Origin of the sequence: Mesorhizobium sp. M0048 (genome assembly GCF_040323405.1) — a bacterium.
Classification (GTDB): Bacteria; Pseudomonadota; Alphaproteobacteria; order Rhizobiales; family Rhizobiaceae; genus Mesorhizobium.
Genome location: NZ_JAMYUV010000030.1, coordinates 32707 through 55283 on the forward strand (window position 1 = coordinate 32707; position 22577 = coordinate 55283).

The window sequence follows — 22577 nt, forward strand, 5'->3', positions numbered from 1 at the left end:
TGAAATTTGGTCGAAACTCTCCAAAATTTTCAGCTGGTGGAAATCGCGAGAGCCACCAAAGATGACATCAACAAAGGAGACTATTCAAAGCGGAGGACCATCGATGGAAGGAGCCATTTCGACGAGTTTTCCCCCAATCGGGCCCGAGGGCCCTGATGTTTTCCTTGACCGGTTGCTCCATCCGGCACGGCATTTCGAGCGACCTGAGAACGTGCTGACCGACGTGATGCTGGACTTCCAGGAGAAGCGTGCAATCCTTTCGTCCTGGGCATCGGATGCCTGTGCAGTGGAATCGGTGCCGGCGCTGCGCATGCCGCCGGGCGCAACCGAACCGGTCAGCTTCGATGCCATCATGGACGCGTTGCGCCAATTGGATCAATTGGAGAAGCTTCCCGGCGCCGGTCGCGGTCGTGAAATCGAAAGTATCGCGGTCACCGGTTTTACAGCATCCGTCGATCGACTTTGAGTTGAACGCGGCCACTCTCTGCATCCGAGGCATCCGCCCGCCGGCGAGGATTGGCCGGCGGGCGGGATAGACGTGTTCTTAGCGACCATTCGTCGCGACCATTCGTCTGGCTGAAAATTTTCCTATAGCCCCTTGAACGCGTAAGGCACTGTTCTAAATAACTAATCGCCGGTCGCCAGATGGGGCCGGCGCAGGTCCAGGAGGCGTCAAGGCTCTCTTGGCGTCTCCTTGTATCCATGTTGCTCAAAGGAGGATGTGGCTATGAGGACAAACCTCGATTTTACCCCTCTGTTCCGGTCCAGCATCGGCTTCGACCGCATTTTCAACATGCTGGAAAATGCGAGCCGTGTCACTGCGATAGACAATTGGCCGCCCTATGACATCGCCAAGGCTGGTGAGGACGCCTATCGCATCACCATGGCGGTCGCCGGCTTCTCGCAGGATCAGCTAACCATCACTCATCAACCTAACCTGCTGGTTGTGAGCGGGTCGCAATCTGGCGACGATGACGGCCAGTATCTCTATCGCGGCATAGCCGGGCTCGGCTTCGAGCGTCGGTTCGAACTGGCCGACCATGTGAAGGTCGTTGGCGCCAGCCTGGACAATGGGCTGCTGAACATCGATCTCAAGCGCGAGCTTCCCGAAGAGATGAAGCCGCGCCGGATCGCCATCGCCGGCAGCACGGCAAAGGCAGCACCGCGGCAGATCGAGGCCGAAAAGAACGCAGCCTGAAGTCAGCGTGAACCAGAAGCGACAGGCACCGGCAATCGTCCGGTGCCGCGCGGTTGAACGTGGAGGTGAATGACAATGAACATGCGTGACCTTATCCCGTGGGGCCGCAACAACAACCAGGCCCCGAGCATCTATAGCGGTGGCGACCCGTTCCTTTCGCTTCACCGCGAGGTAAACCGGCTCTTTGACGATATGTTGAGGAGCTTCGAGACGCGCTTGCCTGCTGCGGGGCAGCTTTCGCCTTTCGATAGCGGCTGGCCGAAGGTGGAGATCTCGGAGTCGGATAATGAGCTTCGCGTCACCGCCGAGGTCCCCGGCATGGAAGAGAAGGACATCGAAGTTCTGCTCGACGAAGACGTGCTGACCCTGCGTGGCGAAAAGCAGTCGGAGACCGACGAGAAGGACTACTCCGAGCGCTTCTATGGTCGCTTCGAGCGGCGCATACCCCTTGGCTACGAGGTCGAGGACGACAAGGTCAAGGCGTCCTTTGCCAATGGCGTCCTGACCCTGACGCTGCCGAAGAACCCGAACGCGCAGTCGAAGGTGAAGCGCGCCGATCACCCACTGACGCATGGAGCAAGTCGGAGGCGGCAGGCCGCTGCCTCCGGCGCATCCTTCGCCAAAATGGGAGGGATGAGTGATGCAGAAGCAAGAAAGAGAAGTCACACCAGTCGTAGAAAATCTCGAACTGGCAAACGACAACCGCGGGCGAGCGCCGCTGTTCGGCAGATCCGAGTTCCCGAGTGATGCGGTCGCACGGATCTACAAGCCTTGCCGCTCAGTCATGACCTCCGGCCGTGCGCGGCCGAAGGTCTGGCGGCTGGTGCTCGAGCGGCGTACTGCGCCGGTCATTGAACCGCTGATGGGCTACACCGGAAGTGGTGACACGCTGACCCAGGTGGAGCTCGATTTTCCGACGGCTCAGGCGGCCATCGACTATGCCGAACGGCAGGGGCTTGCCTACGCGGTTCAAGGAAGCCCGGCGGCCAAAAAGTTCAGTGTCGAATCTTCCGATGCGGACAAGCGGCTGCAGGCCGGCGTACGGCGGGGTTTCGCAGGCGCCACATTATGGACCGGCGCTGACGGACGAGGAGGCGTTTTATGCATCGCCGATGGACGTGGTCGTCGATCCTCGTCTGGCAGCCGACGAGAAACGCGCCATCGTGCGAAACTGGGCGTGGAACGAGTATCTGGTCGATCTCGCGACGGCCGAGGGGATGCCGGAAAACGCGCGTCCGACGCGGCTCGACGAAGTGGAATTGGCCCTGCTCGCGCTGGTGCAGCAGCGCGGCATCCGCCCCTAAGCTCACAAGACCTCGCGCCCGCCGGTCCAATCCTGCTGTCTAAAAAGATCAGGACGTCCCGACGAGGGCGATGGTCAGCAGAGACACAAAAAGGACAAGAGCGATCGCAGCGCCCCAGAAGAGAACTTTTTCGGTGCCGCGTTGCTCTTCCTCGCGAGATATGTCTTTCGCCATTGGATACATCCTTTGCGATGATCAACGACTTGCAACGTGCCGCGCCAAGGCTGAGTTCCTGCAACTATCTTGTCCCTTCGGCACTGAGAGAAAGAGCTCGGAATCAAGCCTCGTGTTGTCCAACCGTCGGTTGGTGGACGTATTGCAGCTGATGCATCTAAATCCCTGTGATCCGCGCGCACCGGGCATGCCCGACCCGAGCCCCCGCCGGGTGCAACAGCGCTTGATCGGCCCGCCGCATCAAACTGTGCGGCGGGCTTTTTCACTCACGCGATGGAACACCGGCGCGTAGGGAAAGTTCTGCCACGCAGCAAACTCTTTCCCTCATATTTTTGCTGCCAGATCGGATAGCTCCGATCGGCCCACGTCGTTCTTTCCTCCGGCGACGTGGGCTCGCCGTCCTCGCTATCGGTTGAGTAGCCATAGAACAAACGAAAGCACGATGCTGATCAGAATCCCAGTGCCGATCGGAGCGTAAAACGTGAAGTTCTCACGTTGGATCACGATGTCACCGGGCAATCTGCCCGGACCGACCCGCGACAACCAGGACCACAATAGGCCTATGGCAACTATAATCAGACCATTGACAATCAGAGTTCTGGACATGGCGGCATCCGGCCGGGAATATAGTGGCTGACCATGAACGTTGCGATAGTGGTCATTCGTCGCCTCAAGCCGATCCGCTCAATTTGCAACTCCGCGGATTGCCGTGACAAAGCTCCCTTTCCCCCGGCTTGGAAGTGCTTAGCTGTCGTCCTTATAAGACTTGGCGGCTTCATCGATCTTACGCCAATCGTTTCCGTGGCGCCGCACAAGCTCTCGCGCCTGGGCTGGCGATACACTTTGCGTTTCGACGATGTGGTTCACTTCCGTCTCCTCGCCTTTCAGGGGACGCGAACGAGGGCTCGTTGGCCGTCTGGCCGCTGGGTTTTTTGCATCTCGTCTGGGCATGAATGGACCTCTCCTGGAGCAGAATAAACGGTCTGGCGCGGCGAAGGTTTCGCCACGCTAGCTCGTTGAGCAGTTTCACCGATCGCCTCCTTGGCTGCCCCTTGCGGCTCTGACCATACGTTCTGGTGTTCTTGGACCCGAATGAGCTGCACCGCGTTGTTTGCGAGCAGTGCTGTGCTTCGCAATCTGATGGAAAAATCCGACGCCCCTGCTGCACCGCAGCCAGCTCCTTGAGCCGAAGCGCGCTTTCCGTACGATCGCGCGGCGGTTGAGCGGTTTCGACAGGCATTTCCGCGCGCCAGGTGGAGTTACGAGCGCAAAAGCTGGTTCATGCCGGGAAAGACTGCCGCGCGGCGCATCCAGCGCTGGCAGGCGCAAGAGGCGGATCTACGAGTAGCACATGATGACAGCAAGGGACGGCATGCCTTGCGCGTAAGCCGGATCGAGTTCGATGGCACGTTCGAGCAGCACGAGCGCTCGCCTCACTCGCTCAGGCATGCCGGAATCAACGTCGAGTTGGGCCCGCAGCACAAGGTCGTAAGCATCGAGATTGTCGGAGCGCCTGCGCTTGACCCTCTCGATTTCTGCACGCCGCAGACTCGGTGCGATTGCGCCGATAGCCGACATGGCGATCGCATCCTGAAGCCCGAAGATATCGTCAGAGCTGCGGTCATACCGCTCGGCCCACACATGAGCGCCGGTCGATGCATCGATCATCTGGCCGGACATGCGCACGTGGCCGCAGGCTCTCCGCACGCTGCCTTCGAGCACATATCGTACGCCAAGCTCGCGGCCGATCTGCTTCACGTCCACGGCACGACCCTTGTAGGTAAACGTCGAATTTCGCGCGATGACGAGCAGCCACTTGATGCGCGCCAGGCCGGTGATGATATCGTCAACCATCCCGTCGGCGAAATAGTCCTGCTCCGGATCGCCGCTTAGGTTCGAAAATGGCAAAACCGCGACAGACGGTTTGTCCGGCAATGTCAGCGTTGCCGTTGCTGCGCCCCCGGGTGTCGGATCACGGTTACCGGCTGTGACCGCCGGCCCCACATAGCGATAGCCGCGTCGCGGCAGCGTTTCGATCCAGCATGCGCCAGCCGCCAGTTCCTCAAAGAGCCGCCGAACTGCCGCGATCTGGACCGTCAGGTTGCTGTCCTCAATGGCATGTCCGGGCCACGCCGCCTCGATCAGAACTGCCTTCGGAACCGGTGCGCCCGCCCGTTCCACAAGCAGCGCAAGCAGCGCGAGCGCCCGCTGTCCGAGCGACGTCGGCTCTACGCCGTGGAATAGAATTCCAGCATCGGTGTCGAGGCGAAATGGACCAAACGCGAGGATTGTCGCCATTCCCAAAGAAGATATCGTCTGTGAATTTTTCGCAACGATTTCGGAACGGCTTCACGACTCGCGGAAACGGGGAGCGCATCTTGTCCACGTGCTAGCGGAGTAGCACCCAGCCAATGGAGGATCAGATGAGCGTCGCTCCCGTCATTCGCATGCCCGGCGAGAACAATGGAGTCAGGTTGCGTGGCTCTCCGATGGCGTTCCTTGTCACCGGCAACGATACGAAACACACGAGCATGTTCGACTGGACGATCCCTGCTGGCTTCGCAACCGGGTTCCATGTTCATCGCGTACAGGAGGAAACCTTCTACGTGCTTGAGGGCGAATGCGTCTGGCATGTTGGGGACAAGACGATCCGCGCGACCCCGGGCACCTGCCTGTTCATTCCACCGGGCGTTCCGCACAACATCACCAATGTCGGCGAAGAGCCGGCCGCCCGGACACGAGCACTATTTTGAAGAGCTTGCCAGGCTCGCTGCGCACGGCTCTCCGGATCCGAAAGCGCTTGCAGACTTGCGGAACCGTTACGACACTGACCAGCTTTCTACCCTGACGACAAGAGCCTAAGCTCGATTTGCAATATCGGGTCATGGCGCAGCACCGCTCATGGCGTCGGCACCAGCGATGTCCGCTTTCAGGGGGCGTGCAGGGCCGCAACAAACGACCGAGGTTGGGCGCTTTGCGGTTAGGCAGATTTTGGGCCGAACAGCGGAATGGCGGCTTTTGGCGTCCGAAGAACGATAGCGGACGTTCAGCGGGTGGGTCCGGCCGCAGCAAACTTGAACTGGCCATTCGCAACCCCGTAAACAGTCTCCATGACAGCGAGGCGCTGGCGGGACGTTCGGCGTAGCAAGTTTTGCGCTCGCTACCTACGCAAATTGGGCGTATCGTGGCATATCGTCTGTTGCTAATAAATGAGCCGGCGACTGAGAGCGCAAGACTCTCGCATCGGACTAGGCGCGCTAGGTTCCACAACTACTCGTCGCGCTCACCAGACCATCTGCCTCTGCTGAAACCTCTTTTCCTCGGTTCCGGCCAGTATTGCTTTTGCCAATCGGAAGAGGAGCGTTCTGATGCAGATCATCCAAACCCGCCGCCGGTTCCTAGCCGGCGCTGCAATGGCAGGCGCTGCCGGTATCGTCGGTGTTCCAGGGTCACTCCACGCGGAACCGCCGTTGGAAACGACCACGGTTCGTCTGCCGCTGTGGGTCGGTAGTTCCTACTGTTGGGCAGGTGCGTACATCGCCGGAGAACTGATGCGCGCCGAGGGTCTTACCGATGTCCGCTACATAGAAGGCGACAGAAGCGTCAACCAATCGGTATGGATCGCACGCGGTGAGACCGATTTCTCCGTGAACTTTGCGCCGAACCAGGTCGCGTCGATCGCCGCCGGCGTGCCGATCAAGGTGCTGACCGGGTTGCACTCGGGATGCCTCGAACTGATCGCCAAGGAGAGCATTCGCAGCGTCACGGATCTGCGGGGCAAGAGAGTGGGCGTGAACGGTTTCAACAACTCGCGGCACGTGTGGCTGTCCCTCATGTCCGCCTATGTCGGACTCGATCCAGTGAACGATATCCAATGGGTCTTGACTAACGACGTCAAGCCGACGGAACTCTTCGTCGAAGGGAAGATCGACGCATTCCTGGGGACGCCGCCCCAGCCGCAGGAGCTGCGCGCCAAGAAGATCGGCCACACGATCCTCAACAATGCCGTCGACCGCCCGTGGTCACAGTATTTCTGCTGCATGATTTCGGCCACGACGGACTATGTGACAAGATACCCGGTGGCGACCAAGCGGGTCTTGCGATCCATCCTCAAGGCCGCCGACCTCTGCGTGTCGGATCCCGAAAGTGTGGCCCAGCAGATGGTCGATCGCGATTTCGAGACCAGCTATGACTACGCGCTCCAAACTCTGAAGGACATTCGGTACGACCGCTGGCGGGAATTCGATCCCGAAGACTCCCTGCGGTTCTACACACTGCGCATGCAGGAGACGGGCATGATCAAGTCGAGCCCGCAACAAATTATCGCCAACGGAACGGACTGGCGCTTCCTCGACGAGTTGAAGCGTGAGCTGAAAACCTGATCCCATCTGGTCTCGAGGGGAGACGTAGACATGCAAATCATTCAGAGCCGCAGGCGCTTCCTGGCCGGCCTGACGGCTGCCGGCACCGCAAGCCTCGTCGGCACTCCAACTCGAGTTCTTGCCGAGCCAGGGCCGGAGACCACACGCATTCGCTTGGCCAAGATCCCTAGCATCTGCGTGGCGCCACAGTATGTTGTAGAGGACCTGCTGCGCGCTGAGGGCTTCACCGAGGTTGCCTATGTCGCGGCAGGCCCCGGTGCGGCCACGGCCTCCGCGGTGGCGAATGGCGAGATCGACTTTAGCCTCAACTTCGTGACAAATTCGATCGTCGCCTTGGACTCCGGTGCGCGGCTCACTCTGCTCGGCGGCGTCCATCCCGGTTGCTTCGAGCTGTTTGCCAAGCACGGGATCGACAGCGTCGTCGATCTGAAAGGCCGGAACGTCGGCGTCCAGGGGCTCGGTTCGGGGCCGCATCTGTTCCTCGCCAGCATCGCCGCCTATGTCGGGCTCGATCCGGCGCGCGACATCAACTGGGTGGTGGACCCGGCGGTCAAGCCCAAGGAGCTGTTCGCGCGGGGCGAAATCGATGCATTCCTGGGCTTTCCGCCGGACCCGCAGGAATTGCGGCGCAGCAAGGTCGGGCACGTGATCGTCAACAGCACAGTGGACCGACCTTGGTCGCAATATTTTTGCTGCATGCTGTCCGGCAACAGCGATTTTGTGGCCGCGCATCCGGTTGCTACCAAGCGGGTGCTGCGCGCCATCCTCAAGGCCGCGGATCTATGCACCGCCGCGCCGGCCTTGGTTGCCGAGCGCTTGGTCGCGGGCGGATTCGCCAGCCGCTACGATGACGCGTTCGCAGCGATCAGCGAGTTGCCCTACCGGAAATGGCGGGACTACGATTCAACTGACACCGTCCGCTTCTATGCGCTGCGGCTGAAGGAAATCGGTTTGATCGGGTCCACACCCGACAGGATCATCGCCAACGGAACAGACTGGCGCTTCCTCAACGAGCTAAAGCGAGAGCTGAAGACGTAGACCTATCGCCGATACGCGTTGCCTTTTCAAGGGAAGGAGAGACTCGTGCAGATTGTCCAGAACCGTCGCCGTTTCCTCACAGGCTTGTCTGCGCTCGCTGCAGCAGGCCTTGCCAACGGCCGCAACGCGGCCGCCGCCGAAGCGGCACCTGAAACCACGACCGCCCGCTTTGCGGCGGCGCCTGGTATCTGCATCGCTCCGCAGTACGTCGCCGAGGATCTGATCCGCGCAGAGGGGTTCTCAGATTTCGGCTTCGTGGCCGCCGAGGCCGGTATCGCCCAGACCGAGATGCTGGCGCGCGGCGACATCGACTTCGGCATTGACTTTGCCACGGCCCTAATCATTCCGGTCGACACTGGCGCCCCGATCAAGGTGATCTCCGGAGTGCATGTCGGCTGCTACGAGTTGTTCGGACGCGAGGACATCAAGAGCATCGCGGATCTCAAGGGCCGCAAGGTCGGCGTCGGCGGCAATCTATCGTCGGATCCACATATCTTCGTCAGCGCCATGGCGACCTATGTCGGCCTCGATCCGCAACGCGACATCGAATGGATCGTCGGCGAGGCAAAGCCGGCGGAGCTCTTCGCCGATGGCAAGGTCGACGCCTTCCTGGCCTTTCCGCCTGAGGCTCAAGACCTCCGCGCCCGCAAAGTCGGCCACGTCATCCTCGACAGTTCCAAGGACCGGCCGTGGTCGCAATATTACTGCTGCATGCTAGCGGTCAACGCCGCGTATGCCGAGAAAAATCCAGCCGCCACCAAGCGGGTCATCCGGGCGATCATCAAATCGGCCGACATCTGCGCGGCTGAACCGGAACGGGTGGCACGCCTTCTGGTGGATCGCGGACACACCGAACAATACGACTACGCTTTGCAGTCGCTCCGCGAGCTCCCATACTCTAACTGGCGCGACTTCGATCCCGAGGACACGATGAGGTTCTTCTCGCTGCGGCTGCATGAAGCCGGGATTGTCAAGTCGAGCCCAAACGAGATCATCGCGAACGGCACGGATTGGCGCTTTTTCAACGAGGTCAAGCGCGAGATGAAAGGCTGAGTCTGCTCGTGCCGAGGGAGAGGAGACGTGACATGGAGATTGTCCAGAGCCGCCGCCACTTCATGATGGGCCTGTCGGCGGTCGGCGCCGCGGGTCTCGTCAAAGTGCCGACATCGGCTCATGCCGAGCCGGCGCCAGAGACCACGACAGTGCGTTTGCCAAGGACGTTCCGCGCCCTTTGCGAAGCACCCAAGAATATCGCCGGGGAGTTATTGCGGGCCGAAGGGTTCACCGATGTACGCTACATAGACTTGGCCGCCGACTCCGATCCGTTCGCGATGCTCGCAAACGGCGAACTGGATTTCGCCACCGACTTTCCGCCACCGCACATCATGGCGATCGAGGCCGGCATGCCGATAAAGGTGGTCACCGGCCTGCACTCCGGCTGCCTCGAACTGATCGTCAACGAAAGCATTAACAGCATCTCCGACCTCAAGGGCAAGAGGGTGGGCGTGTTCGCGCTGACCTCAGCTCCGCACATGCTCGTAACCCTCATGGCCGCCTATGTCGGTCTCGATCCCGCCACCGATCTCAAGTGGGTCGCGAACCCGGACGTCAGCTCGATGCAACTATTTAACGAAGGAAAGGTCGATGCCTTTCTGGCGGTGCCACCCGAGCCGCAGGAGCAGCGCGCCCGGAACGTCGGCCACACAATCCTTAATACGACCGTCGACCGGCCATGGTCGCAACACTACTGCTGCATGCTTGCCGGCCGCGCGGACTATGTCGACAGACACCCCGTGGCGACCAAACGCGTGCTGCGAGCGATCCTCAAGGGCGCCGACATCTGCGTGTCGGATCCGCAACTGGCTGCGCAACTATCGGTCGAGGGCAAGTTCACCGATCAATACGACTATGCATTGGAGGGCTTGCGCGAAGCGCGCTACGACGTGTGGCGGGAGTTCGATCCCGAAGACACAATGCGCTTCTACGCGCTGCGGATGAACGAAGTCGGCTTCATCGAGGCCGGCCCTAACAAGATTATCGCCAACGGCACGGATTGGCGTCTCTTCAACGAGATCAAGCGCGAGATGAAAACGTGAGCGAGTGGCCGGCGCGCATCTTGGTGCTGGCGCTGATGGCCGGGCCGGCACACGCGCACGACGCGCCGCACGACGAGCGCCTGCCGACGATTGGACCGGCGCCCGACTTCAGCCTGGTATCGCAGGATGGCGAACCTGTGTCGCTGCACGACTTTCGTGGCAAGGTGGTCGCCGTTGCATTCATCTATACGTACTGTACCGACGTCTGCCCGATGCTGACCGCTCATATGGCCAGCGTGCAGGAGAAGCTGGGCTCGACGTTCGGATCGAAGATTGTCTTCGTTTCGATCACCGTCGACCCGGAGCGCGATACGCCCGATGTTTTGAAGGCATATGCGCAGAATTTTGGCGCCGATCTGAGAGGCTGGTCGTTTCTTACCGGTGATCCGGCGGTTGTCCATGAGGTTGGACGGAAATACGGGGTCATCGCGAAGAAGGCGGCGAACGGAGATGTCGACCATACCTTGCTGACGTCGCTCGTGGACCCGGACGGCATCTTGCGCGTACAGTATCTCGGCGTCCGGTTCGACCTAGAGGAGTTCCGGGATGACCTTGTCAGCCTCTTGGACGAATCCAAGTAACATAACGAACTGGCTCGTCGGCTGGGTTGCCCGGCTGCCGGCGCGCGTCCAGACCAAGCTCTTGATCGCGTTCCTGTCGATCGTCGGCCTGTTGATCGTGCTCGGGGCCGTCGGGTTGCAGGTGCTGAGTGGGGTCAATGATCAAACAAACGAGCTGATCAAGCTGCAGCGCAGGATCGCGGCCTATCGCCAGGTGCAGCACGATACGACCACCCAGCTCTACGGCATCTCCACCGCCCTGTTGCTTCAGGACAACCGGATGCTGGATGGGGCGCTGCGCCAGCTCAACCAGTTTGGCTATGACCTCGACCGCATGGAGTTCGTCGCTGAAACTGAGGCGGAGGTGCTGGGCCAGGTCCGACAGGAGTACGAACGGCTTGCGGCCGGCGTGACGCATGTCGCGGAGCTCTTCCGCGCCGGTCGCACGGCGGAGGCGCGCAAGGTTCAGCTGGATGAGATCATGCCGTCGGCCGACCGCCTCGAGCGACTGACGAACCAGCTGGTCAACATGGCCGAAGCCGACATGGTGGCGGCCATCGAAGCGAGCGAGGGGGCGTACGGCACCTCTCGACTGATCGTGGTCGCTTTTGCTGTGGGCAGCATCCTGCTCGCGCTTGCGCTTGGCTACATCATCTCCTGGTCGTTGATCGAACCGGTCAAGAAGATCGAGACGCGTCTCAGTCAGATAGCGGCCGGCGACTTCGCCCAACAGGTTGCCGTCGCCAATCGCGACGAACTTGGAGTGCTCGCCACTAACGTCAACCAGACCTCCGACCAGCTGGGGCGCCTGTATCAGGAGATTGAGACGCGCACCCAGCAGCTCGACGAGGCCCTTCAGCAGCAGACAGCCACTGCAGACGTTCTGAAGGTCATCAGCCGCTCTACCTTCGATCTGCAGGTCGTGCTCGATACGTTGGTGGAATCGGCTGTCAGGCTCTGCCGTGCCGACAAGGGTGGTATCGTGCAGTTGCTTGATGGCGTATTCCGCTATGTGTCGACGCATGGCTACCCGCCCAGCTTCCGTGCTTATGTCGACGCCAATCCACTTCCAGAGCTTGCCGCAGGCCGAGGCTCCGCCGTAGGGCGCGTAATCGAAGAACGGCGGATCGTGCAAATCGAAGACGTGACCGCTGATCCGGACTACCGCGTTGTCTTGATCGCTGAGGCAGGCGGATTCCGCACCGTCCTCGCTGCCCCGCTGTTGCGGGAAGGTGATCTCGTTGGCGTATTCGTCATGACGAGGGTTGAGCCGCAACCTTTCAATCCCAAGGAGATCGCGCTCGTCGAGACATTCGCCGACCAAGCCGTGATCGCCATCGAGAATGCGCGGCTCTTCGAGGCGGTGCAGTCACGGACGCGCGAGCTTGCCGCGTCTGTTGGTGAGCTCGAGGCGCTTGGTGAGGTGAGCAAGGCGGTCAATTCGACGCTGGATCTCGACACCGTGCTGAAAACGATCGTCGCCAAGGCGGTCCAGTTGTCGGAGACGGATGCTGGCACCATCTACGTGTTCAGCAGCACGCGGCAGCAATTCCGTCCGCGCGCGAACTTCGGTATGAGTGATGAGCTTATCGCTGCAGTCTCACACCAGACGATCGGGCTGGCCGACATGGGGATCGGCGACGCACCCGAGCGCTGCATGCCGGTGCAGTTTCCCGACCTTAGCGAGGAGACCTCATCCTTCCTTGTAAGAAAGACGATCGTCGAAGCCGGATATCGCGGTATCCTGATCGTTCCGCTGCTGAGGCCCAACAAGATCGTCGGTGCACTGGTCGTCAGGCGCCACAAGCCAGGGGTCTTCCATGAGCAAGTTGTCCATCTGCTGGAGACCTTCGCAGCCCAATCGGTGCTCGCGATCCAGAATGCCAAGCTGTTCCGCGAGATCGAGGAGAAAGGCCGGGAGCTGGAGGCAGCTAGCCGCCACAAGTCCCAGTTCCTCGCGAATATGAGCCACGAGCTCAGGACACCGCTCAATTCAGTCTTGGGCTTCACAGAACTGCTGGTCGATGGCATCTACGGCGAACTCCCGGACAAGGCGAAGACGACCGTCGCGCGCGTGCAGGCAAACGGCCGTCACCTCCTTGAGCTCATCAACGACGTACTCGACCTTTCCAAGATCGAAGCCGGCCAGCTCACGCTGGCGATCGAGGACTACTCCGTCGCGCAGATTGTTCGATCGACCGTTACGGCTGTCGAGCCGCTGGCACGAGCGAAGGGTCTTGAGCTTTCAACGACTGTTGCCGAGAACCTTCCAATCGGCCGCGGGGACGAACGCCGTTTGATGCAGGTCCTGCTCAATCTTGCAGGCAATGCCGTCAAGTTCACCGAAACGGGTGCGGTCGACATTCTTGCCGATGCGGTCGACGGGCACTTCGAGATCACCGTCCGAGACACCGGTCCCGGCATCGCGTCCAAGGACCAGGCTCTCATCTTCGAAGAATTCCAGCAGGTCGACAACAGCAGCACCAGGCAGAAGGGTGGCACAGGTCTTGGCCTGGCGATCTCGAAGCGCATCGTCGAAATGCATGGCGGAACCATAGACGTCGAGTCCGTGATCGGGTCAGGGTCGACATTCCGTCTCAAGGTACCAATCTGGGTGAATGAGGACGTGAGGGCGGCATGAGCAAACGAATCCTTATGGTGGAAGACACCGAGGACAACCGCCAGATCATCCGCGATCTCATTGCCACCACCGAATACGAACTGATCGAGGCGGCGGACGGCGCCGCCGGCATCGCTGCAGCGGGAGCGCACAGGCCAGACCTGATCCTTATGGACATTCAGCTGCCGGTGATCGACGGGTATGAAGCGACCCGCCGCATCAAGGCCGACCCGGCGCTGCGGCACATTCCGATTATCGCGGTCACCTCCTACGCGCTGTCGGGCGACGAGGCGAAAGCCCTTGCTGCTGGGTGCGATGGCTACATTGCCAAGCCATTCAGTCCGCGCCAGCTGCTCGCCGAGATTCGTCAGTTCTTTTCCTGAGGGGAGACAGTGCCTTGCACGATCCGCCTCGCATTCTCGCGGTCGACGATACCCCGGAGAACCTTGAGATTCTGCGTATGCGGCTCGAGGCGAATGGCTACGAAGTGGCGACCGCCGCCGATGGTGAAGAGGGGTTGGCAAAAGCTCGCGAACTCACGCCGGATCTGATCCTGCTCGACATCATGATGCCGAAGCTGGACGGTATCAGCGTGGTTCGCCTGCTCAAGCAGGATCTCTCGCTGCGATCGATCCCGGTCATTCTTGTCACCGCAAAAGCCGACACGCGCGATGTGGTCGAGGGGCTGGACGCCGGGGGCGATGACTATTTGACAAAGCCCTTCGAGCACCAGGCGCTGTTGGCGCGGGTGCGCTCGATGCTGCGCCAGAAGGCGCTTCACGATACCGTCGCAAGCCAAGCCGTGCAGCTTTCCGATTGGAACCGCTCGCTCGAGCAGACCCTGGCGGAGCAGGTGATCGAGATCGAGCGAATGGGCCGGCTCCGGCGTTTCCTGCCCGCGCAGGTCGCCGACCTCATCCTTGCGGCGGGAAATGGCGACACGCTTCTGCAAAGTCACCGTCGCGAGGTGACCGTCGTTTTCTGCGATCTACGCGGCTTTACAGCCTTCGCCGAGACTGCCGAACCTGAGGAGGTGATGGCGGTTCTTGGCGAATACCACGCCTGTCTTGGTGAACAAATCGTCCGCTACGAGGGAACTCTTGAGCGATTCGTGGGCGACGGCATCGTCGTCGTTTTCAACGATCCACTGCCCTGCGCCGACCATACGGAGAGAGCCGTCCGCATGGCTGCGGCGATGCGTGATGCGATTGACGAGCATTCAGAGCAATGGCGCAAGCGCGATCACTTGCTCGGCTTCGGAATCGGCATCGCCCGAGGCCATGCAACCATCGGGCGGATCGGTTTCGATCAGCGCGCCGATTATGCAGTGATAGGCACAGTGTCGAACCACGCCGCCCGATTATGCGAGGAAGCCAGGCCACGCCAGATTCTCGTCAGCCAGCGGGTCGTTGGTGCCGTCGAATCCCTGGTTGAGTCCGTCGCCGTTGGCGAACTGACGCTGAAGGGCTTTCGCCGACCGATGCCTGCCTATGAAATTGTGCGGTGGATCGGTCGGCCAAGCTAGGGATCACTGTGCCTAATGAGATAGATCGCCTCCTGCGCTGAATGGGCCATACAATGATGCGGGCAGCTAGACCGATCAGCGATCGGACGGCCTTTGAGCTCCATGGCCGTTGCTCCCTATTCGCCTCGCTCGGGGAAACTTCCGTCAGCTCGCAAGGCACGTTACAGATACCTGGTTGGCTTCTTTCAAGCCCGGTCGCCACAAGGCGCGACAGGAGTTTCCGGAAGTCCAGCCCAACCTGTGAACAGCGCCTGGACAAGATGGCCGTAGCGGATGTGCAGCGTCCGTTCATGGCGCAAGCTAGACTTCTGTGAACGCGAACTTTGGACCCGATCCAGTCGTCACGTGGGATGAACTCGAACGTCTCGAATTGGTTCGAGAAGGCGCCTTTTGGCAACTACCCGACGATCCGTTTTGTCAGCGCCCTGGAAGGTACGAGGGTTCCGTAAAGGGCTTGGCCCTGGCTGAGAGCATTGCCCTCGCCACGAACGTTGACAAGGCGTATGGTCGTTAATCGTTGGCTGAAAGCGTTCTTGGCCAGCGACTGAAGAACGACAAGACTCCCGCCTTTACAGGGCGTGCTCCAACTCGCGATTACTCGGCGCGCTCACGCATTGTCCGTCCTCTACTGGGGTCATTTGCTTGATTCCTAGGGGCGATCAGTTTGCCAAAGGAGCGTCCCGATGAAGCTAATTCAGAATCGTCGCGCATTCCTGGCCGGCCTGTCGGCGATCGGCGGTGCCGGGCTCCTCAATGTTCGCCCATCCAGTGCGGCCGGGGAGCCTGCTTTGGAAACGACAACCGTCCGCTTGGGGCAGTGGGTCGGAGGCGCTTACTGTTGGGCGTCCATCTACCTCGCCGGAGAACTTCTGCGCGCCGACGGTTTCACCGATATCCAATATGTCGAAGGCGACACCCACGTCGACAATTCCAAGTGGCTCTCCGCCGGCCTGATCGATTTCGACATGAACATGCCGTCGATGCACATTAGGTCCATCGACGCCGGCGTGCCGGTCAAAGTGCTGATCGGCGTGCATTCCGGCTGCTTCGAACTGATCGGCAACGACAGCGTCCGCAGCATCAGGGATCTGCGGGGCAAGCGCGTCGGGGGAGGGTCGGTGGAGTCGCATCCTCACATCCTGACGGCCCTCATGGCCAACTATGTCGGGCTTGATCCGGTGCACGATATCGAGTGGGTGGAGGGAGAACAGGCCCCGATGCAAATGTTCATCGACGGCAAGGTCGATGCCTACATGGCTGGTCCGCCCGAACCGCAGATCCTGCACGCCCGGAAGATCGGCCATACGATCGTCAACAACGGGACCGACCGCCCGTGGTCGCAATATTTTTGCTGTATGGTGGCCGGTAATGCGGACTATGTGAGCAGATACCCGGTCGCGACGAAGCGAGTGTTGCGCGCCATTCTCAAATCCGCCGACCTGTGCGCTTCTGATCCGTCGTTGGCGGCACAGCAGCTCGTCGATCGAGGCTTTCTGCCCAACTATGACGAAGCGCTTGGGACGCTGAACGGTGCTCAGCATGACAAGTGGCGCGTGTTCGACGCCGAGGACAGCGTGCGGTTCTATGCACTGCGCATGCAGGAGACCGGCATGATCAAGTCGAGTCCGCAACAAGTCCTGGCCAACGGAACGGACTGGCGTTTCCTCAACGAGCTCAAACGCGAGTTGAAGGCCTGAGACCCTAGCAGACGCAGTTCTCGCCTTGGCGCTGAACATAGCGCGGACGAGTGAGCACGACGCGCCGAACGACGAGCGCCTGCCGACAATCGGACTGGCTCAGGACATCACGTTGACATCGCAGGACGGGGCGCGCGTGTCGCTGCGCGATTTTCGCGGCGACCAACGCCGCCGGATGGTGGCAGCAACCAGCCTCCAGATATTCGTTGTCTCTGGAGGACTGCTGTTTCGTGGGAGCAGCCGTTTCCATCAACAGCAACCACACGGCAACAAATGTCGCAAACGTGTTATGTCGTCTGTTCGCTCGAATGTCCGCTTTTGGGTTACGGCTTTGGGCTGCTCAACGGCCGACATTGGGCGCGATCCGGCCTGTCGCGAACGCGAACTTTTGACCCCAAAGCCCCCATTTGGCGGCGAACCCATAGACGGTCGCTTCTGGCGCTAGTTGCCCGTTCCGGCGGCCGGCTCAACGGCAAGCCCTGACCCAAACGAGCCATTCCGGCAGGCAAGCGCTAATGTCTCGAATGTGGTGACTACGACATTGGTTACACCTCGCCGTATCAGCGGTCCATCAAACGTGCGGGAGAAGGGATTTGCTGGTGAGGTCGGTTTCCTTTCAGAACAACCAATACTATGATCCGCTGGGGCCAGGCCACCGATGGACCGCAAGCTTGCCGCGATTCTAGCCGCAGATGTAGTAGGCTATTCGACTCTGATGGAGCGCGACGAGGCCGGTACATTTGAGCGACTACGTGCCGGACGCAAGGAACTGTTCGAGCCCGAAATTGCCCGCCACCACGGCCATATCTTCAAGCTGATGGGCGATGGGATGCTGGCCGAATTCGGTAGTGTCGTCGATGCCGTCGAATGTGCAGTGTCGTTGCAGCGGGGACTGTCCGAGCGCAACGCCTCGCTTCCCGCAGTGGAACAGATCGTGGTGCGGATCGGCATCAACCTCGGCGAGGTGATCGTCGACGGCGACGACCGGTATGGCGATGGGGTCAACATCGCGGCCAGACTTCAGCAGTTGGCGGAATCGGGCGGCATCTGCATCTCGGGAAAAGTGGCCAAGGAGGTTGATAGGAAGCTGGCGTTCGCCTTTGAGCCAATGGGCGAACAGAGGGTCAAAAACATAGCCGAACCCGTTCAGGCGTATCGCGTGTTGCTTGATTCCGCGGCAGCGGGCAAGACCCTCCATGCTCGCCGCCAGCCGCGCGCCTGGCGTTTTCCGGCCGCGGCGGGAATTCTCGTCCTGGCTCTCGGCCTTGCAGTAGCATGGTGGCAGCCGTGGGAGAGGCCTGCACCGCTTGCCGTTCCGACCGTCAGCGAGGCAGCCGACACCCGGCCCTCGCTAGTCGTCCTGCCCTTCGACAATCTCAGCGACGACAAGGAACAAGAATATCTCGCCAACGGCTTCACCGAGGATCTGACGACCGCACTGGCGCGTGTGCCGGGTCTTTTCGTCTTCTCCCCCAACGCGGCCTCCGCTTACAAGGACAAGGACCCGAAGGAGATTGCGGCGGCATTGGGCGTCCGGTACCTGCTGAAAGGCTCGATTCGCCGCGTCGGCGACGACATGCGCATCAATGCGCAGCTGATCGATGGCTCGACTTCCAGACATCTCTGGGCGGAGCGTTTCGACGGCCGGTGGGCAGACGTATTCGCGCTGCAGGACAGCGTTGTCAGCAGCATCGCGGGTGCGCTCCAGCTCCGCCTGGTGAGCGGCGCGCCGGCTACCCGGGCCGGAGGCACCAGTAATCCCGAGGCCTATGAGGCCTATCTCAAGGGGATGGACATCTACAACCGTATCAACACGCCCGAGGAGTTTGCGCAGGCTGTGAAGTATTTCCAGCAAGCCGTGCAACTCGACCCCGATTTCGGCGCGGCGTACGCCCAGCTCGCCTGGGCCTACTGGGACGCGGATGTCGGTCGGGTCGTAGTAATGGGACTTACGACGGACGTGGCCCAGGGCAAGATCTATGAAACCCTGGAAGCGGCGGCCAGGGATCCTTCGCCGGGCTACTATCAGCTCGTCGCCGAGTTGATGGTCCGCGAGCACGACTCGGACGACGCAGTTACCGTTCTTCTGAAGTCGGTGGCGCTCGATCCCAGCGATACTTGGAATTATCTCTCGCTGGCCAATGCTCTGAATTTCAACGGCAGGCCGAAGGAAGTGCTTAGCTATCTCGATGCGGCTGCGCGCGTCGACCCAAACTCGTGGATGGACTACAGGCGCTACCAAGCCGGACTGGCCGAGTTCGGCCAGGAGAAGTTTGAGGACGCGGTTCGCTCTATCGAGAAGATGGACCTTATATCGGCCGATCCACGGGCGAAATTTTATGCCCTGCAGGTCCTTATTTCGGCTTATGGGCATCTTGGGCGCACAGACCAGGCCGCGGCGGCTTTGGAAACGCTTAGGAAGGTTGTTGGGCGGGTGGACAGGGGGCCGAGCCAGTTGATGACCCAGGATTACATGGTGTTCAAGAATACGGCCGATATCGAACGCCTTTTGGCCGGGCTGACCAAGGCAGGTGTGCCAGAGCTGTCGGCATTGGCAAAGGCAGGCATGAATCCGAAGGACCGGCTCACAGGGGCGGAAATAAAGTCTCTCATGTTCGGGCACGAAACGCGCGGAAAATTGGTAATGCCCACGTTCCTGCCGATGCAGCGCACAACCTCGGTCGACGGCGCCGTCAGCGAGACCGTTGGCCAGAGGAGCCGCGTAGGAACCTCGTGGGTGCAAGGCGATTTCTTGTGCAACGCCTTTCCCATAGAACTGACAAGCTGTGGGGCGATTTTTCGCAATGTGTTCAGGACGCCGGGGCGCGACGACGAATACAAGGCCGTTTACCGCGGGGACCAGTTCGAGTTTTCGGTCGTCAAGTGAACTCCCAAATGCCGCAAGGCCGTAAGTCTGCTTGCCGAGTAGACGCGACGTTGTTGGCATAACTGCAAACGTCGACAATTGGCGCTATCAAGACGTCCGGCCCTGTCGCTGACCACGTCTGCTTTCAGGCAGCGGCTAAGCCAATCTCTACGGCCGACATTGGGCGCAACCGCGACTTTCAGTGCAGTCACGTTCGGCTGACATGAGGCGCTCGCAACCTCAAGCGTGGTCGCCGGCAACGTATGCTTTTCGTAGTTGGCAGGACGGGGTTCTACAGCCGCTATGCGGCGCATTGCCGCCGCTAGCGAACAAACGCTACGGAATGAAGAAGGGCAAGTAGTCTGGGAAGGAGTCTGGGAAGGAGTAGGGCCTCCGTCCACTTGCTATGCATCGAAATGTGCATATATTGTGCATATGAGAGGTCGGAGATTTGTCATGGCCCATGCACAGCTCGCACATTCCACGGTGATTTCAGGCTTTGTCGATAGCCTGCAGGAGCCGCGCACGCCTTATATCTCGCCGAAGCGCCTGTCGCAGGCGCTGGGCGTGAAGGTGGCCAACCTGGCCCAGTTGACCGGTGTCCACCGCAACACACTCCGCAATCCCTCATCGAAGCGCCTGCAGGGCCGGATGCGCGAGATGGTGAAAGTGATCTCGGCGGCGACGGAACTCACCGGCGACGTCAACAAGGCGATCTTTTGGTACCGCAATGAACCGATCGCCGACTATGGTCATCGTACCGCAGCCGAGCTCGTCGCGGACGGCCAGGTCGAGGCGGTTCTGGCCTTTATCCGGGATCTCGAGAATGGGGCGCGCGGGTGAGGATCACCCGCATCGGTCCAGACGAAATCTTCCATCGCTATCTGACTCCCAAATGGGCTTTCCTGCCCACCAGCGGTGCAGGCGCGGCGATGGACGGCGGTCGTTTCAACCGGCCGGGCATCGAAGCACTTTATCTGTCGCGTGCGACCCAGACGGCGCTTGATGAATACAAGCAGGGTGCCAGCATCACCCCGCCCGCCACCCTTGCCGCTTACAAGATCACCCTCGCCGAGGTAGCCGACCTGTCGCAGGGATTCGACCCGGACATCTGGGATGGCGCGTGGAAGGAGTGGGATTGTGCCTGGCGCCAGGTCGCTCGCATCGACAAGAAGATCCCGCCGTCGTGGAAGCTCGCGGATGTGGTCATCACCGCCGGACTTCGCGGCATCCTGTTTCCGTCGCTGCGTCACGCCGGCGGCACCAATCTGGTGATCTTTCCGGCCAATCTTGTCGACGGCGACCATGTCGCGGTTCACGATCCCGATCAACGGCTGCCGCACGACCAGTCGTCCTGGTCCTGAGTTAGACTGTCTCTGGGATCGCAACGCGACGACGCCCCCAGTCACGGCGCTTGGTCCCCAACGACATCGTCCTCGCCGTCGCCCTCCCCGCGCGCCAGCCCGGCTGGAATATCGCCGGCCAGCAGCTTCTCCTTCGACAGCAGCCCTGCGTCCTCGAGCGCCTCGAAATCCGGCAGCTGGCGCAGCGTGTCGAGCCCGAACTGCGACGGAAAAGTTTTCGTCGTCACATAGGTATAGGGCGCGCCAGGTTGCGGCGAGCGCGGACCCGAAGCGATAAGATCCTGCGCGCGCAGCACGCCGATCAGGTCGCGCGACACCTCCTTGCCGAAAAAGCTGGAGAGCTCGCCACGGGTGATCGGCTGGAAGTAGGCAATGCACATCAAGACAAGCGCCTCGGCCTGCGGCAGTTCTTTTGCACCCTCGCCCGCTGCCGTGCCGAAGGCTGCGTGAATGGCATCGCCAAAAACCTTTCTGGTCCGGTGCTGCCAGCCGCCGGCGACCGCGACCAGCTCATAGGGGCGGCCGGCGAGCTCGGCGCGGATGTCGTCGATGATCAGCTCAAGATTGCAGTTCTTGCCGACGACGCGCGCCAGCACCTCGCGCGGCACCGGTTCGCTGGCCGCAAAGACAACCGCTTCGACGCGGCCCATCCACTCGCGCCAGCGCAGTTCCGCCGGCAGATGTTCGAGCTCGGTGTCGACCAGCATTCGCTGGACATCCCTCTTGTCTCGCGGGCGTTCGGCTCTCGCGGTCTCAGCCATCACTACAGCCCAAAAATCCGGAACGAGGCGCGGCCGGTAAGCTCGCGCACCGCCTCGAGCTTTTGCAGCCGCTCGAACAGGCGCCGCGCCGCAAACCGCGACAGGCTTTTGGTCGTCAGCGATCCGGAGAGGGCGTCGTCGTCGAGCAGTCTTTGGATCACATCGCCCGCCCCCTTTGCCCTGAGCTTCGGTGCGACGGCGATGAGCCGCTCCGCGCGCCGCGACAGCTCGGCGGCCAACCGGCAGGCGTCCGCCGCCGCCTGCGCCAGCGCCAGGCACACTGCTCGCTCAAACCCTTTTTCGCCTGGCCGGATCCGCTTGCCGCCGCCAGGCTTGGACCGAAACGCCGGGCCAAAAGCGTGTGCCATCAGCAGCGGCAGCGGGCGCGGCCAGCGCAGGTTTTGCGCTAGCACCAGGTCGGCGAGCCACCAGGCAAAAAGCTCGGACTCGGACTGCATGGCGACGACGTGAGCGGCGATTGCCGCCGCGGCGAACGGCGCCGGCCGCCCCGAGCGCGCCAGGTCGTCGATGTGTTCGCAAACCGCGGCCAGCGCCTCGACGTCCCAATGGAGACCCAGCTGGTCGACGATCTTTTCGAGCTGATCGGCGCTGGCGGCGGGCGGCTGCCCGGCCAACTGCCGCCAGGCGCCAAAGGTGGCGCCGGCGGGCCCCGGATCGGCTCCGGCCTGGCGCAGATGCCATGCGTCGCGCAAGGCGGCCTCGTCCTCCGAGCGCCCGGCCAGCCGCATGCTGGCGGCAGCGCATTTCAGCGCCAGCCGCTGGCGCCAGGCGCCGGCCCAGCCGGCTTGCGTGCGCGCGAGCGTCTCGAGCGCGCTCAAGGCGGCGCCGGCACAGAAGGCGGCGTCTGCGTCGGTGACGACAGCGCCGTTGGCCAGCGCCCAGGCCGGGACGACCGGCTCGAGAACGGGAACGGCGGGGTCGAGGCGAATCATGGTCTTGGAGGGTAAAGCAGCCGTGCGCTTTTTGCGACA

At 61.3% G+C, this 22577-nt stretch carries 21 protein-coding genes and 3 pseudogenes; 19 read left to right on the plus strand and 5 right to left on the minus strand.

Translation table 11 applies throughout. The features are described from left to right. The first annotated feature begins 103 nt into the window (after positions 1–103). The 5 genes and pseudogenes from NKJ84_RS22005 (at position 104) to NKJ84_RS22025 (ending at position 2502) form a co-directional block, all read left to right on the plus strand. The gene (locus NKJ84_RS22005) at positions 104–466 is read left to right on the plus strand and encodes a hypothetical protein (RefSeq protein ID WP_352508211.1); all 363 of its coding nucleotides are present in this window, start codon (positions 104–106) and stop codon (positions 464–466) included. A gap of 261 nt (positions 467–727) precedes the next feature. Continuing rightward, positions 728–1198, plus strand: a complete 471-nt coding sequence (locus NKJ84_RS22010) for an Hsp20 family protein (protein ID WP_352508213.1) — start codon at positions 728–730, stop codon at positions 1196–1198. A 75-nt stretch (positions 1199–1273) separates the two neighbouring features. Further along, positions 1274–1750, plus strand: a pseudogene (locus tag NKJ84_RS22015) (Hsp20/alpha crystallin family protein); the annotation flags it as partial. A gap of 232 nt (positions 1751–1982) precedes the next feature. Then, a pseudogene (locus tag NKJ84_RS22020) lies at positions 1983–2135 on the plus strand (NADH dehydrogenase ubiquinone Fe-S protein 4); the annotation flags it as partial. Positions 2136–2310: 175 nt separating this feature from the next. Beyond that, positions 2311–2502, plus strand: a complete 192-nt coding sequence (locus NKJ84_RS22025; RefSeq protein WP_352508214.1) for a hypothetical protein — start codon at positions 2311–2313, stop codon at positions 2500–2502. Positions 2503–2550: 48 nt separating this feature from the next. On the opposite strand, the gene NKJ84_RS22030 is transcribed toward NKJ84_RS22025, so the two are convergent. The 3 genes from NKJ84_RS22030 to NKJ84_RS22045 form a co-directional block, all read right to left on the minus strand. Next, complete coding sequence (locus NKJ84_RS22030) at positions 2551–2676, minus strand: hypothetical protein (RefSeq protein WP_023722793.1); 126 nt, start codon at positions 2674–2676, stop codon at positions 2551–2553. A 405-nt stretch (positions 2677–3081) separates the two neighbouring features. Further along, positions 3082–3282: a DUF2905 domain-containing protein gene (locus tag NKJ84_RS22035; protein WP_352508215.1), complete on the minus strand. Its 201-nt coding sequence runs from the start codon at positions 3280–3282 to the stop codon at positions 3082–3084. Between the two features lie 732 nt (positions 3283–4014). Further along, positions 4015–4974, minus strand: coding sequence for a winged helix-turn-helix domain-containing protein (locus tag NKJ84_RS22045; RefSeq protein ID WP_352508216.1), 960 nt, complete (start codon positions 4972–4974; stop codon positions 4015–4017). A 125-nt stretch (positions 4975–5099) separates the two neighbouring features. Between NKJ84_RS22045 and NKJ84_RS22050 the strand changes: the two are divergent. The 14 genes and pseudogenes from NKJ84_RS22050 to NKJ84_RS22115 all read left to right on the plus strand — a co-directional run bounded on the left by NKJ84_RS22050 (position 5100) and on the right by NKJ84_RS22115 (position 20824). After that, positions 5100–5538, plus strand: a pseudogene (locus NKJ84_RS22050) (cupin domain-containing protein). Positions 5539–6044: 506 nt separating this feature from the next. Continuing rightward, on the plus strand, positions 6045–7058 hold the full coding sequence (locus tag NKJ84_RS22055; protein WP_352508218.1) for an ABC transporter substrate-binding protein: 1014 nt from the start codon (positions 6045–6047) through the stop codon (positions 7056–7058). 30 nt (positions 7059–7088) lie between these two features. Next, entirely contained in the window at positions 7089–8096 is a 1008-nt protein-coding gene (locus tag NKJ84_RS22060; RefSeq protein WP_352508219.1) for an ABC transporter substrate-binding protein, read from the plus strand. Positions 8097–8141: 45 nt separating this feature from the next. Beyond that, positions 8142–9149, plus strand: a complete 1008-nt coding sequence (locus NKJ84_RS22065; RefSeq protein ID WP_352508220.1) for an ABC transporter substrate-binding protein — start codon at positions 8142–8144, stop codon at positions 9147–9149. A 32-nt stretch (positions 9150–9181) separates the two neighbouring features. Then, positions 9182–10192 (plus strand): ABC transporter substrate-binding protein, encoded by a 1011-nt coding sequence (locus NKJ84_RS22070; RefSeq protein WP_352508221.1) that lies wholly within the window; start codon positions 9182–9184, stop codon positions 10190–10192. A 23-nt stretch (positions 10193–10215) separates the two neighbouring features. Next, positions 10216–10773: an SCO family protein gene (locus NKJ84_RS22075; protein WP_352508238.1), complete on the plus strand. Its 558-nt coding sequence runs from the start codon at positions 10216–10218 to the stop codon at positions 10771–10773. Next, positions 10739–13393, plus strand: coding sequence for a GAF domain-containing protein (locus NKJ84_RS22080; RefSeq protein WP_352508223.1), 2655 nt, complete (start codon positions 10739–10741; stop codon positions 13391–13393). Before NKJ84_RS22075 ends, NKJ84_RS22080 begins: the two co-directional genes overlap by 35 nt. Next, positions 13390–13755 carry a response regulator gene (locus NKJ84_RS22085; RefSeq protein WP_352508224.1) on the plus strand — a complete coding sequence of 122 codons (366 nt, stop codon included), beginning with the start codon at positions 13390–13392 and terminating at the stop codon, positions 13753–13755. The genes NKJ84_RS22080 and NKJ84_RS22085 overlap by 4 nt, the downstream gene beginning before the upstream one ends. A 14-nt stretch (positions 13756–13769) precedes the next feature. Continuing rightward, on the plus strand, positions 13770–14897 hold the full coding sequence (locus NKJ84_RS22090; RefSeq protein WP_352508239.1) for an adenylate/guanylate cyclase domain-containing protein: 1128 nt from the start codon (positions 13770–13772) through the stop codon (positions 14895–14897). Positions 14898–15580: 683 nt separating this feature from the next. Further along, the gene (locus NKJ84_RS22095) at positions 15581–16594 is read left to right on the plus strand and encodes an ABC transporter substrate-binding protein (RefSeq protein ID WP_352508225.1); all 1014 of its coding nucleotides are present in this window, start codon (positions 15581–15583) and stop codon (positions 16592–16594) included. A gap of 25 nt (positions 16595–16619) precedes the next feature. Next, positions 16620–17039, plus strand: coding sequence for a hypothetical protein (locus tag NKJ84_RS22100; RefSeq protein ID WP_352508226.1), 420 nt, complete (start codon positions 16620–16622; stop codon positions 17037–17039). 213 nt (positions 17040–17252) lie between these two features. Continuing rightward, positions 17253–19481, plus strand: coding sequence for an adenylate/guanylate cyclase domain-containing protein (locus tag NKJ84_RS22105; RefSeq protein WP_352508227.1), 2229 nt, complete (start codon positions 17253–17255; stop codon positions 19479–19481). Positions 19482–19916: 435 nt separating this feature from the next. Continuing rightward, positions 19917–20303 (plus strand): hypothetical protein, encoded by a 387-nt coding sequence (locus NKJ84_RS22110; protein ID WP_352508228.1) that lies wholly within the window; start codon positions 19917–19919, stop codon positions 20301–20303. After that, on the plus strand, positions 20300–20824 hold the full coding sequence (locus NKJ84_RS22115) for an RES family NAD+ phosphorylase (protein ID WP_352508229.1): 525 nt from the start codon (positions 20300–20302) through the stop codon (positions 20822–20824). The genes NKJ84_RS22110 and NKJ84_RS22115 overlap by 4 nt, the downstream gene beginning before the upstream one ends. A gap of 41 nt (positions 20825–20865) precedes the next feature. Here the strand turns inward: NKJ84_RS22115 and scpB are convergent, their stop codons facing one another. Both scpB and NKJ84_RS22125 read right to left on the minus strand, forming a co-directional pair. Then, positions 20866–21531 (minus strand): SMC-Scp complex subunit ScpB, encoded by a 666-nt coding sequence (gene scpB / locus NKJ84_RS22120; protein WP_502904036.1) that lies wholly within the window; start codon positions 21529–21531, stop codon positions 20866–20868. Between the two features lie 56 nt (positions 21532–21587). After that, the gene (locus NKJ84_RS22125) at positions 21588–22538 is read right to left on the minus strand and encodes a DUF1403 family protein (RefSeq protein WP_352508231.1); all 951 of its coding nucleotides are present in this window, start codon (positions 22536–22538) and stop codon (positions 21588–21590) included. Positions 22539–22577: the final 39 nt, after the last annotated feature.

What these genes read in the sequence shown, in the direction of transcription:
- NKJ84_RS22085 (WP_352508224.1), top strand. Translation starts at nt 13,390, where the DNA reads ATGAGCAAACGAATCCTTATGGTGGAAGACACCGAGGACAACCGCCAG.
- NKJ84_RS22060 (WP_352508219.1), top strand. Translation starts at nt 7,089, where the DNA reads ATGCAAATCATTCAGAGCCGCAGGCGCTTCCTGGCCGGCCTGACGGCT.
- NKJ84_RS22035 (WP_352508215.1), bottom strand. Translation starts at nt 3,282, where the DNA reads ATGTCCAGAACTCTGATTGTCAATGGTCTGATTATAGTTGCCATAGGC.
- NKJ84_RS22125 (WP_352508231.1), bottom strand. Translation starts at nt 22,538, where the DNA reads ATGATTCGCCTCGACCCCGCCGTTCCCGTTCTCGAGCCGGTCGTCCCG.
- NKJ84_RS22110 (WP_352508228.1), top strand. Translation starts at nt 19,917, where the DNA reads ATGGCCCATGCACAGCTCGCACATTCCACGGTGATTTCAGGCTTTGTC.
- NKJ84_RS22095 (WP_352508225.1), top strand. Translation starts at nt 15,581, where the DNA reads ATGAAGCTAATTCAGAATCGTCGCGCATTCCTGGCCGGCCTGTCGGCG.
- NKJ84_RS22105 (WP_352508227.1), top strand. Translation starts at nt 17,253, where the DNA reads ATGGACCGCAAGCTTGCCGCGATTCTAGCCGCAGATGTAGTAGGCTAT.
- NKJ84_RS22030 (WP_023722793.1), bottom strand. Translation starts at nt 2,676, where the DNA reads ATGGCGAAAGACATATCTCGCGAGGAAGAGCAACGCGGCACCGAAAAA.
- NKJ84_RS22070 (WP_352508221.1), top strand. Translation starts at nt 9,182, where the DNA reads ATGGAGATTGTCCAGAGCCGCCGCCACTTCATGATGGGCCTGTCGGCG.
- NKJ84_RS22005 (WP_352508211.1), top strand. Translation starts at nt 104, where the DNA reads ATGGAAGGAGCCATTTCGACGAGTTTTCCCCCAATCGGGCCCGAGGGC.
- scpB (WP_502904036.1), bottom strand. Translation starts at nt 21,531, where the DNA reads ATGCTGGTCGACACCGAGCTCGAACATCTGCCGGCGGAACTGCGCTGG.
- NKJ84_RS22080 (WP_352508223.1), top strand. Translation starts at nt 10,739, where the DNA reads ATGACCTTGTCAGCCTCTTGGACGAATCCAAGTAACATAACGAACTGG.
- NKJ84_RS22025 (WP_352508214.1), top strand. Translation starts at nt 2,311, where the DNA reads ATGGACGTGGTCGTCGATCCTCGTCTGGCAGCCGACGAGAAACGCGCC.
- NKJ84_RS22055 (WP_352508218.1), top strand. Translation starts at nt 6,045, where the DNA reads ATGCAGATCATCCAAACCCGCCGCCGGTTCCTAGCCGGCGCTGCAATG.
- NKJ84_RS22045 (WP_352508216.1), bottom strand. Translation starts at nt 4,974, where the DNA reads ATGGCGACAATCCTCGCGTTTGGTCCATTTCGCCTCGACACCGATGCT.
- NKJ84_RS22010 (WP_352508213.1), top strand. Translation starts at nt 728, where the DNA reads ATGAGGACAAACCTCGATTTTACCCCTCTGTTCCGGTCCAGCATCGGC.